The following is a 14045-nucleotide window of genomic DNA, read 5'->3' as shown; positions in this document are numbered from 1 at the left end:
GGTTGAAAAAACAGATGAAAATCACTATAATAGACACTACGGAAAATTGTATGGCTAATCTTTGAATATGAGGTGTTTGAAATTAAAATAATCGATATTACCCACGAACTGAATAGTGAAACGAAGGTATACGAAGGGGATCCGCACGTCCGGCTCGAGCAATTTTTCACGGTGGATAACTATGGCTATGCCGTGACAAAGCTGACGATGGGCTCTCACAGCGGAACCCATATTGACGCGCCCGCGCATGTCGTGATCGGAGGAAAGACGACCAAAGAGGTGCCGCTTTCCACGCTGATCGGCGAGGCCGTACTGGTGAACAAGAAGGATTTCCGCCTTCCGCGCGGAACGAAACGCGTTATCCTGAAAGGGACGAAAGACGCGGAAGGACGGCTGACGGAGAAAAGCGCACGCAGTTTGGCGGATGCGGGCGTACGCCTGATCGGTACGGACGCGCAGTCGATCGGCAACGATGCGGTGCATAAGATTTTGCTTTCGGAAGGCATCGTGGTGCTGGAATCTTTAAAGCTGGACAAGGCGGAGCCGGGCAACTATATTTTGTGCGCGCTTCCCTTGAAGATCGATACGGATGGCTCACCGATCCGCGCCTGCCTCCTGCAGGAGTGGGACGAAGGATGAACGAAACAGGCCTGCGGGAGCATGGAACCGGCTTTGTCAGGCTGATGGCCGCCGCTGGAACGGTGTTGATTGTTCTTTCGGCTGCGGTGGCCTGTATCAGCGGCGTAGCGTTCGACAAAAGCTTTTACCGTGACGAATACCGGAAAATGGATACGGCGGCGTATGTGGGCGTTACTGATCCTGTTTTGGAGCAGGCGACCAATACGCTGCTTGATTATTTACAGGGCAATGCCCCTTCGCTCGATCTGGCAATGGACAACGGTGAAGAATATTACAGCCAACGTGAAAAGGACCACATGGTTGACGTAAAGGCGCTTTACCAAAACGCGGTTCTCTTTATGACAGTCGGTTTTTGTGCGGGCGGGGCGCTGTTTGCGGGCTGTTTCCTGTGGAAGAGGGAACGTGCGCTCGGCACCTTTTTGCGCTGTTATTTCTGGGCGGCGGTGGGCGTGCTTGCCCTTTTTGCCTGTATCGGCGTGTGGGCGGCGGTAGATTTCAACAGTTTCTGGGTCAGTTTTCACCATATGTTTTTTACCAACGACCTGTGGCTGCTCGACCCGGCCGTATCACGTATGATACGCATGTTCCAGGAGGCGTTTTTTGCCAATATGGTGGCCCGGATACTGGCGTGGTTTCTTTCGGCCGCGGTGGGAAGCGCGGCAGCCGCGGGAATTGTTTACCAAAGGATGAAAAAACATGGAAGACCTGAATATACTTGCAATTGAAACCTCGTGCGATGAGACGGCTGCAGCGGTTGTCAGGAATGGCCGCGAAGTCGTTTCGCAGGCGCTTTATACGCAGATCGAGATCCATAAGGAATACGGGGGCGTCGTGCCCGAGATCGCTTCGCGCAACCATGTGAAGAAGCTTCCGCATGTCGTGGAAGCCGCCGTGCGCGGCGCGGGCGGTTTTGAACGGATCGACGCGGTCGGGGTAACGAACGGGCCCGGGCTGGTGGGGGCGCTCCTGACAGGCGTTTCGTATGCCAAGGGGCTTGCGTATACGCTGGAAAAGCCCCTGGTGCCCGTACACCATATTGCGGGGCACATTTGTGCGAATTATGTTTCCCATCCGGAGCTTAAGCCGCCTTTTCTGTGCCTTGTAGCGTCGGGCGGCCATACGCAGATCGTATGGGCGGAGAATTACACGGAGTATGAGACGCTCGGCCGCACGCGGGATGACGCGGCGGGCGAGGCCATTGATAAGGTGGCGCGCGTTCTCGGGCTTCCCTATCCGGGCGGCCCGAACCTACAGGAGCTGGCAAAGCGGGGGGATAAAACAAAATATAAATTTCCCCACAGCTTTCGCGGCGAGGATCATCTGGATTTTTCGTTCAGCGGCCTGAAGACGGCGGTAATCAACCTGCTGCATAAGTTCGGCCAGCAGGGGCAGGAATATAAAAAAGAAGACGTCGCCGCATCGTTTTTGAAAAATGTTGCGGATACGCTGGTGAAAAATACGTTTGAAGCGGCGCGGCGGATGGATGCCCGGGCGCTTGCGGTGGCGGGCGGCGTATCTGCGAACGAACAGATTCGCGCGGCGTTTGAAAAAAAAGCGAAGGAAACCGGAACCGCGCTTTATTTTCCGGAGCCTAAGTATTGCACGGACAATGCGGTGATGATCGCGTCGTGTGCATATTACGAGTTCAGGAAAGGACGGCGCGCGGGGCTCGACCTCAATGCGCAGCCGGTCATGGAGCTCTAGGGAGAAAAAATGAGGCTGAAACGATGGTTGCTTGTCCTGCTTGCAGGGTTCATATTGCTTGCGCTGTGCGCGTGCGGGGAAGAAGAATCCGGACGGAGCTATTCCTCTGTCAGCCTCGAAGGGGTGAAGGTCGTCGTCGATCCGGGGCACGGCGATACGGACGTCGGAACGATTGGGGTGTCGACGGGGCGGTATGAAAAGGAAGTGAACCTTGAGATCGGCCTGAAGCTGAAGGCGGCGCTTGAACAGGAAGGCGTTACGGTAGTGATGACGCGCGAATCGGACGATCCTGTTGCCGCAGCGGAGGAAACGGATATCGGGAAGCGTAAGGAAGCGGATATGCAGAAGCGCGAACAGATCATCCGTGATGCGGACGCGGATATGTATATCGGGGTCCACCAGAACAGCTTTGAGAACGCGGACGCCTGCGGGCCGCAGATTTTTTATTATACGGACTCCGGCGAAGGAAAAAAGCTCGCCGAAAGTATCCAGACGGTGATGAACGAAGAACTTGAGATCGAAGCGCCGCGCAAGGTGAATTTCGGGCGGTATCGGCTGCTTGCGCCGGGCAGCCAGCCCAGCGTGACGGTGGAATGCGGCTTTTTTACGAATCCGGAGGAAGAAGAAAAGCTTCAGCAGGAGGAATACCAGGACAGGGTGGCTGCGGCCATCGTGGACGGGATCAAATATTATCAATTGGAATGTGGAAATGTTAAGTAGAATAGATGAGGACTTGAGGCTTTCGGAGGAAAAAGCGGCGCAAATGCCGCCGCTTACGCTTGCTTATATCGGCGACAGCGTGTTTGATCTTTACGTGCGCACAAAGTATGTGCTCGGCTGTGCCAAAAATGCGGGCGCTCTGCACTCCATGAGTATACGGCTTGTGAACGCCCGTGCGCAGGCGGAATTCGCACGCCGGTGGATGGAGCGGTTCACCGAAGCGGAAGCGGATATTTTCCGGCGGGGAAGGAACGCAAAGAGTCCTTCGCCGCCCAAGAATATGAGCATTGCGGATTATAAATACGCGACCGCCCTCGAGGCGGTGGTCGGCTACCTGTTCCTGACGGGGCAGGCCGGGCGGATCGATGAAATACTGGGGACGCTTGATTTTGAAGTGTGAGTTACAGGAGGGAAAGAAGATGCCGAAAACAAAGCTCAAAACAGTGCTGCTGGCAGCCACGCCGAATCCGGAACAGATCGTTTCTATGGGGGCGAAACTATGCTACTCCAAAGCGGATATCGCTGGCCTTGAAAAGACGGCCAAGAGTCCGGAATTTATTGAAAGGCTGACGCAGATGGGGCATCTTTCGCCAATCGAGCACGCTTCCTTCTCTTTTGGCATAGAGGGCGTATCGCGCGCGCTTCTCGCGCAGATCACACGGCACCGCATCGCGAGCTTTTCCGTGCAGTCGCAGCGGTATGTGAACCAGAGCGCCAAAAAAGGTGAATTTTCTTATGTGATCCCGCCGAGCATCGAGGCGCTCGGGCAGGCGGCGGTGCATAAATTCGAGGAACAGATGCGGACCATGCAGGAGTGGTACGACGAATGGGTGGCTGCGCTTGGAAACGCGGGGGAAAAATCGAACGAGGACGCGCGTTTTGTCCTTCCGAATGCCTGCGAGACCAAGATGATCGTTACCATGAACGCCCGCGAACTCCTGCATTTTTTTGCGCTGCGGTGCTGTAACCGGGCGCAGTGGGAAATACGCGAGCTTGCGTGGCAGATGCTTGCGCTGGTGATGGAAAAAGCGCCGGACCTTTTTGGCAAGGCTGGACCGTCCTGCATATGCGGAGCGTGCAGCGAGGGGAAAATGTGCTGCGGCAGAGCGGACGAAGTGCGTGCCCGGCACCGGAAACTGATGGAGGGCTGCGGACATGAATGAGCGGGAATTTGTGATTGGGCGCAACAGTGTACGCGAGGCGATCAAAAGCGGAGAGCAGATCGACCGTATTTATGTACAGCAGGGGCTTACGGACGGGAGTATCCGTGAATTGCTGATGATGGCGCGGCAAAATAGCCTCGTTGTGACGGAGGTGCCGCGCGCCAAGCTGGACGGCATGTGCGCGGGGCTAGGGCCGGATGGCCGTCCGGGAAACCATCAGGGAATCGCGGCACAGATTCCGGCATTCCGCTACAGCGAGCTTGACGATATCTTTGAACTGGCGCAGGTGCGTGGGGAAGAGCCCTTTATCGTGATCCTGGAAAATGTGCAGGATCCGCATAACCTGGGGGCGGTGATCCGCAGCGCAGAGGCGCTCGGGGCGCATGGAGTCATTATTGGAAAACGGCGGTCCGCGTCGCTGACCGCATCGGCGTTTAAGGTATCGTGCGGCGCCGCACAGTATCTTCCGGTCGTTAAGGTCACGAACATCAACCAGACAATCGAAGAGCTGAAGAAACGGAACGTATGGACCGCGGCGGCGGATATGGACGGGCAGCCCCTTTCGGCGACAGACCTTACGGGCGCTATGGCGTTGGTGATCGGCGGAGAAGGCGAAGGCGTAGCAAAACACACAAAGGAACTGTGCGACCTCATTGTCAAAATCGAGATGGGCGGCCGGACAACCTCACTCAACGCTTCGTGCGCAGCCAGTATACTGGTCTATGAGAAGCGGCGGCAGGAATTGGTCAGGTAAGAAAGGGAAAAAATTGGCGGAAGAGGAACGGCGGGGATTGCCGGAAAAACTGGAGCTGGAAGAAGAGCGGGAAGTGATCGTGCACGCGGGCTTTGAAAAGTACGCGCTGATGACGGACGAGCAAATCGTTATTATGGCGAACGAAGAAGAGGGGAGCCCGGCGCTCGAGTATATCCTGCATAAATATAAAAATTTTGTGCGCGCAAAAGCGAGATCGTATTTTCTGATCGGCGCCGACAAGGAAGATATCGTGCAGGAAGGCATGATCGGGCTTTATAAGGCGGTGCGCGATTACGATGCGGAAAAGAAGGCTTCCTTCCGGGCCTTTGCGGAGCTTTGCGTAACGCGGCAGATTATTACGGCGATTAAAACGGCGACGCGGCAGAAGCACCAGCCGCTCAATTCCTACGTGTCCCTCAACAAACCGGTATATGATGAGGAGTCCGAACGCACACTGGTGGATATTATCGCGGCGTCCAAGGTCTCTAATCCAGAAGAAATCGTGATCGACCAGGAAGATTACGCGAGCATGGAGGAAGAGATATCGAAAATGCTTTCCAGCCTTGAAAACCAGGTGCTGACGTATTACCTGCACGGCCTTTCCTATCAGCAGATCGCAAAGATCATGGGACGGCATGAAAAATCGATCGACAATGCGTTGCAGAGGGCGAAAGGGAAGATCGATAAGTTCCTTGAGGCCAAGAACGGGGTGAGGGAATAACGGCGCGCAAACGGGCTGGAAAGCCCGTAAACACGGCCTTTATCTTGACAAAATGTGGAATTTCTATATAATAGATGACATGTAAATTGGATCAGTGTGCATATGCGCGCGGTGAGGAGTAAATGAATGGCGAACGAGGGTGTAGTATTAACGCATCAGGGCGTTAAGGAACTGGAACAGAAACTTGAATATCTGAAAACCGTAAGACGGCTTGAAATTGCGGAAGAGATTAAGACGGCGAGGGCATTCGGCGACCTTTCGGAGAACGCCGAGTATGACGAGGCGAAGAACGAGCAGGCCAAGATCGAAGGCGAAATCGTGATGCTCGAAAACATGCTCAGGAATGCGACGGTTGTGGATCAGGAAGACGTAGATGTACAGCGCGTGAATGTGGGTACGACAGTAAAGGTCCTAGACAAGGAATATAACGAGGAGATCGAGTATAAGATCGTCGGTTCTGCGGAAGCGGACCTCAGCACGAATAAAATTTCGAACGAATCGCCTGTTGGCCGTGCACTGCTTGGCAAGAAAGTCGGCAATCTTGTGAAGGTGGAAACGCCCGGAGGAATTGTGAAGCTGAAAATTCTGGACATCCACAGGTAAGGAGGATACGACACCATGGCCGAGAAGCAGGAAAAGGAACAACAGGAGCTAAGCGAAGTCCTGCGGGTGCGCAGGGAAAAGCTTGCCGCCCTGAAAGAAGCGGGGCGGGACCCATATGAAATTACGACGTTTGAGAAAACGCATCATTCGGACGAAATACTGAATCATTTCGATGAAATGGAAGGCGATACCGTATCGGTCGCCGGCAGGATTATTTCCAAGCGCGTGATGGGTAAGGCAAGCTTTTTCCATATCCTTGACGGGAAGGGAAAGCTGCAGATTTATGCCCGCCGCGATGTGATGGGCGACGAACCCTATGCAGACTATAAAAAATTTGATATCGGCGACATCGTGGGCGTGACGGGAGAGGTGTTCAAGACGAATGCCGGCGAAATTTCGGTGAAAAGCCATGAGGTGGTTTTATTATCCAAGTCCCTGCTTCCGCTGCCTGAAAAATGGCACGGCCTCAAGGATACGGACTTGAGGTACCGCCAGCGGTATGTTGACCTGATCGTCAATCCGGATGTGAAAGATACGTTCTATGCGCGGTCTAAAATCATTCGGGGAATCCGTGATTTTCTGGACGCACAGGGCTTTATCGAGGTCGAGACCCCTGTGCTGCAAACGAGCGCGGGCGGAGCGGCGGCACGCCCCTTCGTGACGCATCACAATACGCTCGACATCGATATGTACCTGCGGATCGCGACTGAACTTCATTTGAAGCGGCTTATTGTGGGCGGCTTCGAGCGTGTGTATGAGATTGGCAGGATATTCCGCAACGAGGGAATGGACCCCAAGCACAATCCAGAATTTACAACGGTAGAGCTGTATCAGGCCTATACGGATTACAAGGGCATGATGGACCTGTGTGAAAAGCTGTTCCGTTACTGCTCGCGGCAGGTGAATGGTTCGGATGTGATTATGTACCAGGGAACGGAGATCGATCTTGGTTCGCCGTGGAAACGGATGACGATGATCGAAGCTGTAAAGGAATATTCGGGCGTTGATTTTGGCGCGTGCGAAACGGACGAGCAGGCGCGCGCGGCGGCGAAAGCGGCGGGGATTCATTTTGAAGGACAGCCGTCGCGGGGAGAACTCCTCAACGAGGCGTTCGAGCAGAAGGTGGAAGAAAACCTGGTCCAGCCGACGTTTATTTACGATTATCCGATCGAGGTGTCCCCGCTTGCCAAGAAGAAACCGGGTTCGGATTCGATGGTGGAGCGGTTTGAATTGTTTATTACGGGCAGGGAGCTTGCAAACGCGTTTTCCGAGCTAAACGATCCGGACGACCAGCGGGAACGGTTTATGGAGCAGGCGAGAAAGCGCGCGGAAGGCGACGACGAGGCCAATATGATGGATGAGGACTTCGTCACGGCACTTGAATATGCCATGCCGCCGACCGGCGGTATGGGCATTGGCGTAGACCGTATGGTGATGCTTCTCACGGATTGCTTCTCTATCAGGGACGTATTACTGTTCCCCACAATGAAGTCACTCGGTGATGTAAATAAGAAAAATGATGTAAAAAATCAGGCTGCCGAAGAAATGAAAGCAGAGCCGGAAAAAATTGATTTCTCTAATGTAAAGATTGAGCCTTTATTTGAGGAAGAAGTTGATTTTGATACATTCAGCAAGTCAGATTTCAGAGCTGTAAAGGTTAAAGAGTGTGTTGCAGTACCGAAGTCAAAGAAACTGTTACAGTTTACTCTTGATGACGGAACAGGCACAGACAGAACCATTTTAAGCGGTATTCATAGCTTTTATGAGCCGGAAGAACTGGTTGGAAAGACTCTTATTGCTATCACAAATCTTCCACCGAGAGCTATGATGGGCATTGACTCTTGCGGTATGCTCCTCAGTGCTATTCATGAAGAAGAAGGCGAAGAAAAGCTTCATCTTCTGATGGTTGATGACCACATTCCAGCAGGTGCAAAGCTCTATTAAGATGATGTAAAGATGTACCGTTTTACCGAATAGACGGGACGTACTTCATTTGATAAAAAACTAAAAAAACAGCGATTTACATCAAACTTACATCATTTGATGCAGAAATCGGTGCAAGCAAGAAAAAATCGCATAATTAGTGCAATGAGTGGGCAATTCCAATCGGAGTTGCCCATTTTTAAAACAAACAGAAATACAAATCGGAATTGACCGAGTTCTTGAGTGAGATACACTTCTTGGGCGAAGGGAAGGAAGAAGGAAAAGTACTTTAGAGGTATTATGGAATGAGTAATAAATTGGTTAAGCACCAAGAATCAAAAGAACTATTAAGTGGAAAGCAAAAGAAAATTTTGTTTTGGATTTGTCTCATTATTTTAAGTATAGCTTTTATTGCAGTCTGGATAAATATACTTTTGACATCTAAAGCATTTAATACACAAATGGAAGAGATGGTACTGGGAGAAGATTACTATATGGAGGATATTGTGATTACAGGTAAAAGGGCTGAAGATGCTTCGGTTGATACGATATCTCAGAATTATTTCTTTTACTACAACAATGGGAAAGTGAATGATTATCACAAGCGAATGCAAGTACCGGGAGTTGTATATTCGGAATATAATGTAGGAGATTCCATAACTGCATATACCACAGACCATGTTAGTTATTCTTATTACAAGTATGGGATTCTTCCGGATACAGAGTATACAAACAATGAATTAATGAAAGGGGCTGGCGTATTGCTTGGAATTGGAATATTTTTATTGGCTTTGTTTGGGGTATTAAGTAAGAAAATGAATTACAAGAAGTAACCAACTTCCAATTTGTTTGTGAGAGAATAGAAAATCGAAAATTTCATCAGGAGGATATAAAGATGGTTGGAAGAATTTATCATGTAGGACTAACGGTTTCTGATTTGGATTGCTCTATTGCGTTCTATAGAGATATTCTTGGACTTGAATTTCAAGGCGAAATCTTTATGAAGGGCAAAGAAACAGATAAAATGTTCCGCAAGGAAAATTGTAAAGCAAGGGTTGCATATTTGAATGGTTCGAAGGCTCTTGAAGCACCACCGGTTGAATTAATTCAGTTTGTAGACAGCAAAATCTATAAAGAACAATCAGACTTGTTTACGACATCTATCTCAGAAGTATGTTTTTACACGAATGACATTGATTCTGTCTACAAAACCCTTATCGAAAATCATGTGGAGTGCTTGTCGGAACCGCAGTATTTCGATTTCAGGGCAAATGGATTTGGGGAAAGCAGAGCGTTTTATTTCAGAGACCCGGATGGAATCATTCTTGAGATGATGCAACCGTTATAAAAGGACACTAAATCGGGAGTTATAAAGGAGAAACACTATGGGATTATTTGGTAAAAGAAAAAAAGAGCGAGAAAAAGAGTATATGAACAGATTAGATGTTCCATTATGTTTAAAAGAAGACTTTGAATTGATTATTGATGATGTATTTACAATTATGGGGGTTGGAACAGTTGCCACAGGAAACATATCAACAGGAATGTGTAGAGAAGGAGAAAATGCGTGTGTTTATAAAACAAATGGAGGTGTATTAGAGACTATAATTACTACCATCGATATACATACAAAAGAACGAAAATCAAATGGTTGTGGATATAAAACAGAGCATGTTGGACTTGGGTTAAGAGGAGTTTCTAAGGAACAATTAGAAAGAGGAGATAGAGTGATTGTAAAGAATGCCAATATGTATGGAATGTAATTAGAAATTCACTTTTGTCAACTTGCCCTTTGAGAGAGGAGAAATCCTTTTCTCAAAGGGCTTTTTCTATTTATACGGATATTTGCAAACTACAAGATAAAGCCAAAACTTCATATACTCTAAGCACAAGGAGGTTGAGGTTTGGCTATGAACAACAGTTTAGCAGAAGTACACCCGGAGCTTATTTCGGAGTGGTCGGAAAAGAATTTAACGCTTACGCCTGATGACATTACTTTCGGTTCAAATAAAAAAGTATGGTGGAGAGGTGCTTGCGGTCACGAATGGCAGACAAGCGTTAAGGCTCGTTCTAATGGAGAAAAATGTCCGATATGTTCCGGTGCGAGAGTGATTGCAGGTATTAACGATTTGGCGACATTAGAGCCGTTACTGGCAAAGCAGTGGTCAAAAAAGAATAAGATAAAACCGACAGAGGTTTCTATTGGTTCTCATAAGAAAGTGATATGGAGATGTAAAAAAGGTCACGAGTGGGAAGCTGTCGTTAAAAGCAGGACAATAAATAAAACGGGTTGCCCGTATTGCTCTCATAATAAAGTGTTGGCAGGATTTAATGACCTTGCAACGCTTCTGCCGGATATAGCTGCCGAGTGGTCGGACAGAAATTATCCGTTACTTCCAACTCAGGTTACGGTCTTTGCCAATCGTAAGGCGTGGTGGAAGTGTAAGGATTGCGGCAGAGAGTGGAACACCCTTATTTCTACCCGTTCCGGTGGGAGTAAATGCCCGTATTGCAGTGGGTACATATTCTCGAAAGGGTTTAACGATTTGCAGACAACACACCCTGAAATTGCTTCGGAGTGGTCGGAGAAGAACTTGCCTTTGAAACCTGATGAAGTAAATGCAAAGTCGAGGAAAAACGTCTGGTGGAAGTGCAGAAAATGCGGTAATGAGTGGAAATCCGTTGTCAATGCCCGTGTGAAAGGTACGGTATGCCCCGTTTGTGCAGAGAGAGAAGTCCTTGCCGGATATAATGATTTGGCGACAACGGACAGTCAGCTTCTCAGTGAATGGGATTATGAACAGAATAAATTGAAGCCGACAGAGGTATCACGAACTTCAGCAAAGAGAGCGTGGTGGAAATGCAGGCACGGTCATTCATGGAGTATGAAGATAAATGAAAGGACGATATTGAATAAAGGCTGCCGAATTTGTGAGCAAGAATATTTATCTCTATTTCCTGCTTTGGCTGTCAGCTATTATTCTAATAAGAAAGGTTTGAAAGCAGAACTTGGTTCTGACCGATTGCTTGGAGTTCCGCTTGAAACATACATACCTTCAGAAAAGTTGGCTATTAAGTCAGGAAGTGCTGACGAGAATATAGAAATAATGAAAGCATATATGTGTGAGCAACGAGGAATAAGACTGATTAAACTGCCGATGAAAGGCACTGAACTGGATTATGCCGACAGCCTAAAAAGAGCTTTTCAGAACGTACATATATTTATTTCTTCTGATACAGAGGAAGATGTAGAGATAATCAAAAATACATTTGAAAGATGGAGGGACAGCCAATGAGAGAGAAAACCTATCATCTATACTTAAATGAAGAAGAACGAAGCCGAGTGATACAATCGCTCATTGAACTGAAGAACAATTTAGCAGCTCAGGGACGATACACCGATGCAGTAGATGATGTCCTCTGCAAAGTGCTTGAAGCAAAGAAAAAGAAATTGAAAATTGAATACATTTAGAACGTGTTTTGCCGTCTGTTTCCTAACCGGAGCAGGCGGCTTTTTTTATTTCAAAAAATTTTTCAAAAAAATTTTCGGAAAAACGGCGATTTTGGGTGTGCATTTCATACCCCTTTGTCCAAATGAGTGAAGGGGTTCATTCCAGATAGCAAAAACGGAAGCCTTTTCGCTTGAAAATTGAATAAGTCATTCACTAAGACTTTATTTCTGATGATAGCCACTTTAGCAGGTACGCCGTGATTTCTGTATTTCAGAATAGCGAGAATTCCGGCTATGAGTATTAGGTTGCTCCTGATATGGCGATGACAGTCAGAATGATAATGATACTTCTCTACGGAGCTGGCGGAGTACCCGGCAGAGGTTAGAATCCTATGATACAGATAAGCAGTCTGTTCCTTAGTGACTTCCCATAAGCATTTTGCTTGGCAAGGGGTGTTGAGAACAAATATTGCTATGACCGATTAGGAAATGAGTCGGTCAGGTACATAGCCATAATGCGGTGGCTATGAATTTCAGAAAGGAGGGCAAAAAGAAGTGTCAAACTGCAAAACGATTTCCGTATGTAACCAGAAAGGCGGAGTCGGAAAGACCACCACAACAGTTAATCTCGGAGTCGGGCTTGCAATGCAGGGCAAGAAAGTATTGCTCATAGACGCAGACCCGCAGGGCGATTTAACGACTTGTCTTGGTTGGCAGGATACAGACGGTTTGGGTATCACGCTTGCAACAAAACTCACAGATGTAATCAATGAAACGATGACAGACCCTATGGTTGGTATCCTGCATCACGAAGAAGGTGTTGACCTTGTTCCGGCAAACCTTGAGCTTTCAGCAATGGAATTTAACCTTGTAAACGCAATGAGCAGAGAAACTACACTCAAGAATTATTTGTGTCAAGTGAAAAACAGATATGATTATGTAATTATAGACTGTATGCCTTCACTTGGTATGGTTACTCTCAATGCTTTATCGGCGGCAGACAGTGTTATCATTCCGGTTCAGGCTCAGTATTTGCCGGCAAAGGGTATGACACAGCTTGTGCAGACCATTTCAAAAGTAAAGAAGTATATCAATCCGGATATTAAGATAGACGGTATGCTGCTTACTTTGGTGGATAGCCGAACAAACCTTGCAAAGAGTACGGTGGAAGCACTCAGGGCGAATTTCGGTAATCAGATAAGAATGTATCGAACACAAATCCCGATTGCCGTAAAAGCCGCTGAAACTTCTTCCAAAGGCAAAAGCATTTATGCTTATGAGCCAAACAGCACAGTGTCTAAGGCATACGCTGAATTTACAAAGGAGGTGTTAGCCGATGGCAGGAAGAAAGAGCGACTTCACTCTCACGAAGCTCGATGATTTATTTACCACGCAGGCACAGAGAGATGAAGAACAGCTTTCAAAAATCCGAGATATTCCGTTAGAGCTGATTGATGATTTCCCAGACCATCCGTTTAAGGTCAGGGACGATGAAGATATGATGCAGCTTGTGGAGAGTGTCAAGGAAAGAGGGGTTATTACTCCGGCAACGGTAAGGCAGAAAGAGGACGGCAGATACGAACTTGTTTCAGGACACAGACGAAAGCGAGCTTGTGAACTGGCAGGATTTGAAACCTTGAGAAGTGAGATTGTAGACCTGAACAGAGATGAAGCGACCATTTTAATGGTTGAGAGTAATTTTCAGAGGTCAGAGATATTGCCGAGTGAAAAAGCCTTTGCGTATAAAATGCGTTTGGAAGCAATGAAAAGACAAGCAGGCAGACCAAGAAAAGAAAATGTGTCCCCAGTGGGGACGAATTTACGAACCGATGAACAAATTGCACAGGAAACAGGGGACAGCAGAAATCAGATACACCGATATGTGCGTCTGACAAACCTTGTTCCTGAACTGCTTGAATTTGTTGACGAGGGGCGTATTAAAATGCGTCCTGCCGTAGAGCTTTCCTATCTTGATGAAGATTGCCAGCGTGATGTGGTTGATGAAATCGACCTGAATGATGCTACCCCGTCACACGACCAGACAATCCGTATGCGAAAGTTATTCAACGAGGGCAACCTTACAACCGAAGCAATCCACGCTGTTATGTCTGAGGAAAAGCCGAACCAAAAGGAAAAAATCGTGTTGAGGGGTGACAGAGTAAGACAGCTTATCCCGAAAAACATTCCCGTCAGTCAGACGGAGGATTTTGTTTGCAAAGCATTGGAGCATTACAACAAGTTTTTGCGTAATCGTGCAGAACGTGACAGCAGATAGCCGGAGTTACAGTTCCCCTTTCTCACACTCTAACCCCTTAGTTATACTTCTACCTACCGAAAATGATATATATTATCTCACTTGAATATAAG

Annotated in this window: 17 protein-coding genes; all 17 read left to right on the top strand. The window is 48.2% G+C overall.

What is annotated here, in order from left to right:
- Positions 1 to 72 precede the first annotated feature (72 nt).
- The 17 genes from B1H56_RS06115 to B1H56_RS06025 all read left to right on the top strand — a co-directional run bounded on the left by B1H56_RS06115 (position 73) and on the right by B1H56_RS06025 (position 13953).
- Complete coding sequence (locus B1H56_RS06115; protein ID WP_066739770.1) at positions 73 to 639, top strand: cyclase family protein; 567 nt, start codon at positions 73 to 75, stop codon at positions 637 to 639.
- Positions 636 to 1364 (top strand): TIGR01906 family membrane protein, encoded by a 729-nt coding sequence (locus B1H56_RS06110; RefSeq protein ID WP_066651118.1) that lies wholly within the window; start codon positions 636 to 638, stop codon positions 1362 to 1364. Before B1H56_RS06115 ends, B1H56_RS06110 begins: the two co-directional genes overlap by 4 nt.
- Positions 1336 to 2343, top strand: coding sequence for a tRNA (adenosine(37)-N6)-threonylcarbamoyltransferase complex transferase subunit TsaD (tsaD, locus tag B1H56_RS06105; RefSeq protein ID WP_066517793.1), 1008 nt, complete (start codon positions 1336 to 1338; stop codon positions 2341 to 2343). Before B1H56_RS06110 ends, tsaD begins: the two co-directional genes overlap by 29 nt.
- 9 nt (positions 2344 to 2352) lie before the next feature.
- The gene (locus tag B1H56_RS06100) at positions 2353 to 3063 is read left to right on the top strand and encodes an N-acetylmuramoyl-L-alanine amidase family protein (RefSeq protein ID WP_066517796.1); all 711 of its coding nucleotides are present in this window, start codon (positions 2353 to 2355) and stop codon (positions 3061 to 3063) included.
- On the top strand, positions 3053 to 3463 hold the full coding sequence (locus tag B1H56_RS06095; RefSeq protein ID WP_066739767.1) for a Mini-ribonuclease 3: 411 nt from the start codon (positions 3053 to 3055) through the stop codon (positions 3461 to 3463). The genes B1H56_RS06100 and B1H56_RS06095 overlap by 11 nt, the downstream gene beginning before the upstream one ends.
- A 19-nt stretch (positions 3464 to 3482) precedes the next feature.
- Positions 3483 to 4226 (top strand): FAD-dependent thymidylate synthase, encoded by a 744-nt coding sequence (gene thyX, locus B1H56_RS06090; protein ID WP_066517798.1) that lies wholly within the window; start codon positions 3483 to 3485, stop codon positions 4224 to 4226.
- Complete coding sequence (gene rlmB / locus B1H56_RS06085) at positions 4219 to 4980, top strand: 23S rRNA (guanosine(2251)-2'-O)-methyltransferase RlmB (RefSeq protein ID WP_066517800.1); 762 nt, start codon at positions 4219 to 4221, stop codon at positions 4978 to 4980. The genes thyX and rlmB overlap by 8 nt, the downstream gene beginning before the upstream one ends.
- A 49-nt stretch (positions 4981 to 5029) precedes the next feature.
- The gene (gene sigH, locus B1H56_RS06080) at positions 5030 to 5701 is read left to right on the top strand and encodes an RNA polymerase sporulation sigma factor SigH (protein ID WP_066519191.1); all 672 of its coding nucleotides are present in this window, start codon (positions 5030 to 5032) and stop codon (positions 5699 to 5701) included.
- Positions 5702 to 5827: 126 nt separating this feature from the next.
- Complete coding sequence (greA, locus tag B1H56_RS06075; RefSeq protein WP_066517802.1) at positions 5828 to 6304, top strand: transcription elongation factor GreA; 477 nt, start codon at positions 5828 to 5830, stop codon at positions 6302 to 6304.
- Between the two features lie 15 nt (positions 6305 to 6319).
- Entirely contained in the window at positions 6320 to 8248 is a 1929-nt protein-coding gene (gene lysS / locus B1H56_RS06070; RefSeq protein WP_066517804.1) for a lysine--tRNA ligase, read from the top strand.
- A gap of 284 nt (positions 8249 to 8532) precedes the next feature.
- The gene (locus B1H56_RS06060) at positions 8533 to 9060 is read left to right on the top strand and encodes a hypothetical protein (protein ID WP_066517806.1); all 528 of its coding nucleotides are present in this window, start codon (positions 8533 to 8535) and stop codon (positions 9058 to 9060) included.
- 62 nt (positions 9061 to 9122) lie between these two features.
- Complete coding sequence (locus B1H56_RS06055) at positions 9123 to 9575, top strand: VOC family protein (protein WP_066517807.1); 453 nt, start codon at positions 9123 to 9125, stop codon at positions 9573 to 9575.
- 37 nt (positions 9576 to 9612) lie between these two features.
- Positions 9613 to 9990, top strand: a complete 378-nt coding sequence (locus B1H56_RS06050) for a hypothetical protein (RefSeq protein WP_066517814.1) — start codon at positions 9613 to 9615, stop codon at positions 9988 to 9990.
- Between the two features lie 147 nt (positions 9991 to 10137).
- Positions 10138 to 11523, top strand: coding sequence for a zinc-ribbon domain-containing protein (locus B1H56_RS06040; RefSeq protein WP_066519193.1), 1386 nt, complete (start codon positions 10138 to 10140; stop codon positions 11521 to 11523).
- Complete coding sequence (locus tag B1H56_RS06035; RefSeq protein WP_002594660.1) at positions 11520 to 11699, top strand: hypothetical protein; 180 nt, start codon at positions 11520 to 11522, stop codon at positions 11697 to 11699. Before B1H56_RS06040 ends, B1H56_RS06035 begins: the two co-directional genes overlap by 4 nt.
- Positions 11700 to 12233: 534 nt before the next feature.
- Positions 12234 to 13058 carry a ParA family protein gene (locus B1H56_RS06030; RefSeq protein WP_066517816.1) on the top strand — a complete coding sequence of 275 codons (825 nt, stop codon included), beginning with the start codon at positions 12234 to 12236 and terminating at the stop codon, positions 13056 to 13058.
- A complete protein-coding gene (locus B1H56_RS06025; protein WP_008789316.1) occupies positions 13015 to 13953 on the top strand; it encodes a ParB/RepB/Spo0J family partition protein in 939 nt (312 codons plus the stop codon). Before B1H56_RS06030 ends, B1H56_RS06025 begins: the two co-directional genes overlap by 44 nt.
- The last annotated feature ends 92 nt before the right edge of the window (positions 13954 to 14045 follow it).

Source organism: Christensenella minuta (assembly GCF_003628755.1).
Classification (GTDB): domain Bacteria; phylum Bacillota; class Clostridia; order Christensenellales; family Christensenellaceae; genus Christensenella; species Christensenella minuta.
This window is presented reverse-complemented; position numbering and strand designations above follow the sequence as displayed.

Excerpts from the sequence above, each read along its gene's own strand:
- B1H56_RS06110 (WP_066651118.1), top strand. The coding sequence starts at position 636 with ATGAACGAAACAGGCCTGCGGGAGCATGGAACCGGCTTTGTCAGGCTG.
- tsaD (WP_066517793.1), top strand. The coding sequence starts at position 1,336 with ATGGAAGACCTGAATATACTTGCAATTGAAACCTCGTGCGATGAGACG.
- B1H56_RS06100 (WP_066517796.1), top strand. The coding sequence starts at position 2,353 with ATGAGGCTGAAACGATGGTTGCTTGTCCTGCTTGCAGGGTTCATATTG.
- B1H56_RS06095 (WP_066739767.1), top strand. The coding sequence starts at position 3,053 with ATGTTAAGTAGAATAGATGAGGACTTGAGGCTTTCGGAGGAAAAAGCG.
- thyX (WP_066517798.1), top strand. The coding sequence starts at position 3,483 with ATGCCGAAAACAAAGCTCAAAACAGTGCTGCTGGCAGCCACGCCGAAT.
- rlmB (WP_066517800.1), top strand. The coding sequence starts at position 4,219 with ATGAATGAGCGGGAATTTGTGATTGGGCGCAACAGTGTACGCGAGGCG.
- greA (WP_066517802.1), top strand. The coding sequence starts at position 5,828 with ATGGCGAACGAGGGTGTAGTATTAACGCATCAGGGCGTTAAGGAACTG.
- lysS (WP_066517804.1), top strand. The coding sequence starts at position 6,320 with ATGGCCGAGAAGCAGGAAAAGGAACAACAGGAGCTAAGCGAAGTCCTG.
- B1H56_RS06060 (WP_066517806.1), top strand. The coding sequence starts at position 8,533 with ATGAGTAATAAATTGGTTAAGCACCAAGAATCAAAAGAACTATTAAGT.
- B1H56_RS06055 (WP_066517807.1), top strand. The coding sequence starts at position 9,123 with ATGGTTGGAAGAATTTATCATGTAGGACTAACGGTTTCTGATTTGGAT.
- B1H56_RS06050 (WP_066517814.1), top strand. The coding sequence starts at position 9,613 with ATGGGATTATTTGGTAAAAGAAAAAAAGAGCGAGAAAAAGAGTATATG.
- B1H56_RS06040 (WP_066519193.1), top strand. The coding sequence starts at position 10,138 with ATGAACAACAGTTTAGCAGAAGTACACCCGGAGCTTATTTCGGAGTGG.
- B1H56_RS06035 (WP_002594660.1), top strand. The coding sequence starts at position 11,520 with ATGAGAGAGAAAACCTATCATCTATACTTAAATGAAGAAGAACGAAGC.
- B1H56_RS06025 (WP_008789316.1), top strand. The coding sequence starts at position 13,015 with ATGGCAGGAAGAAAGAGCGACTTCACTCTCACGAAGCTCGATGATTTA.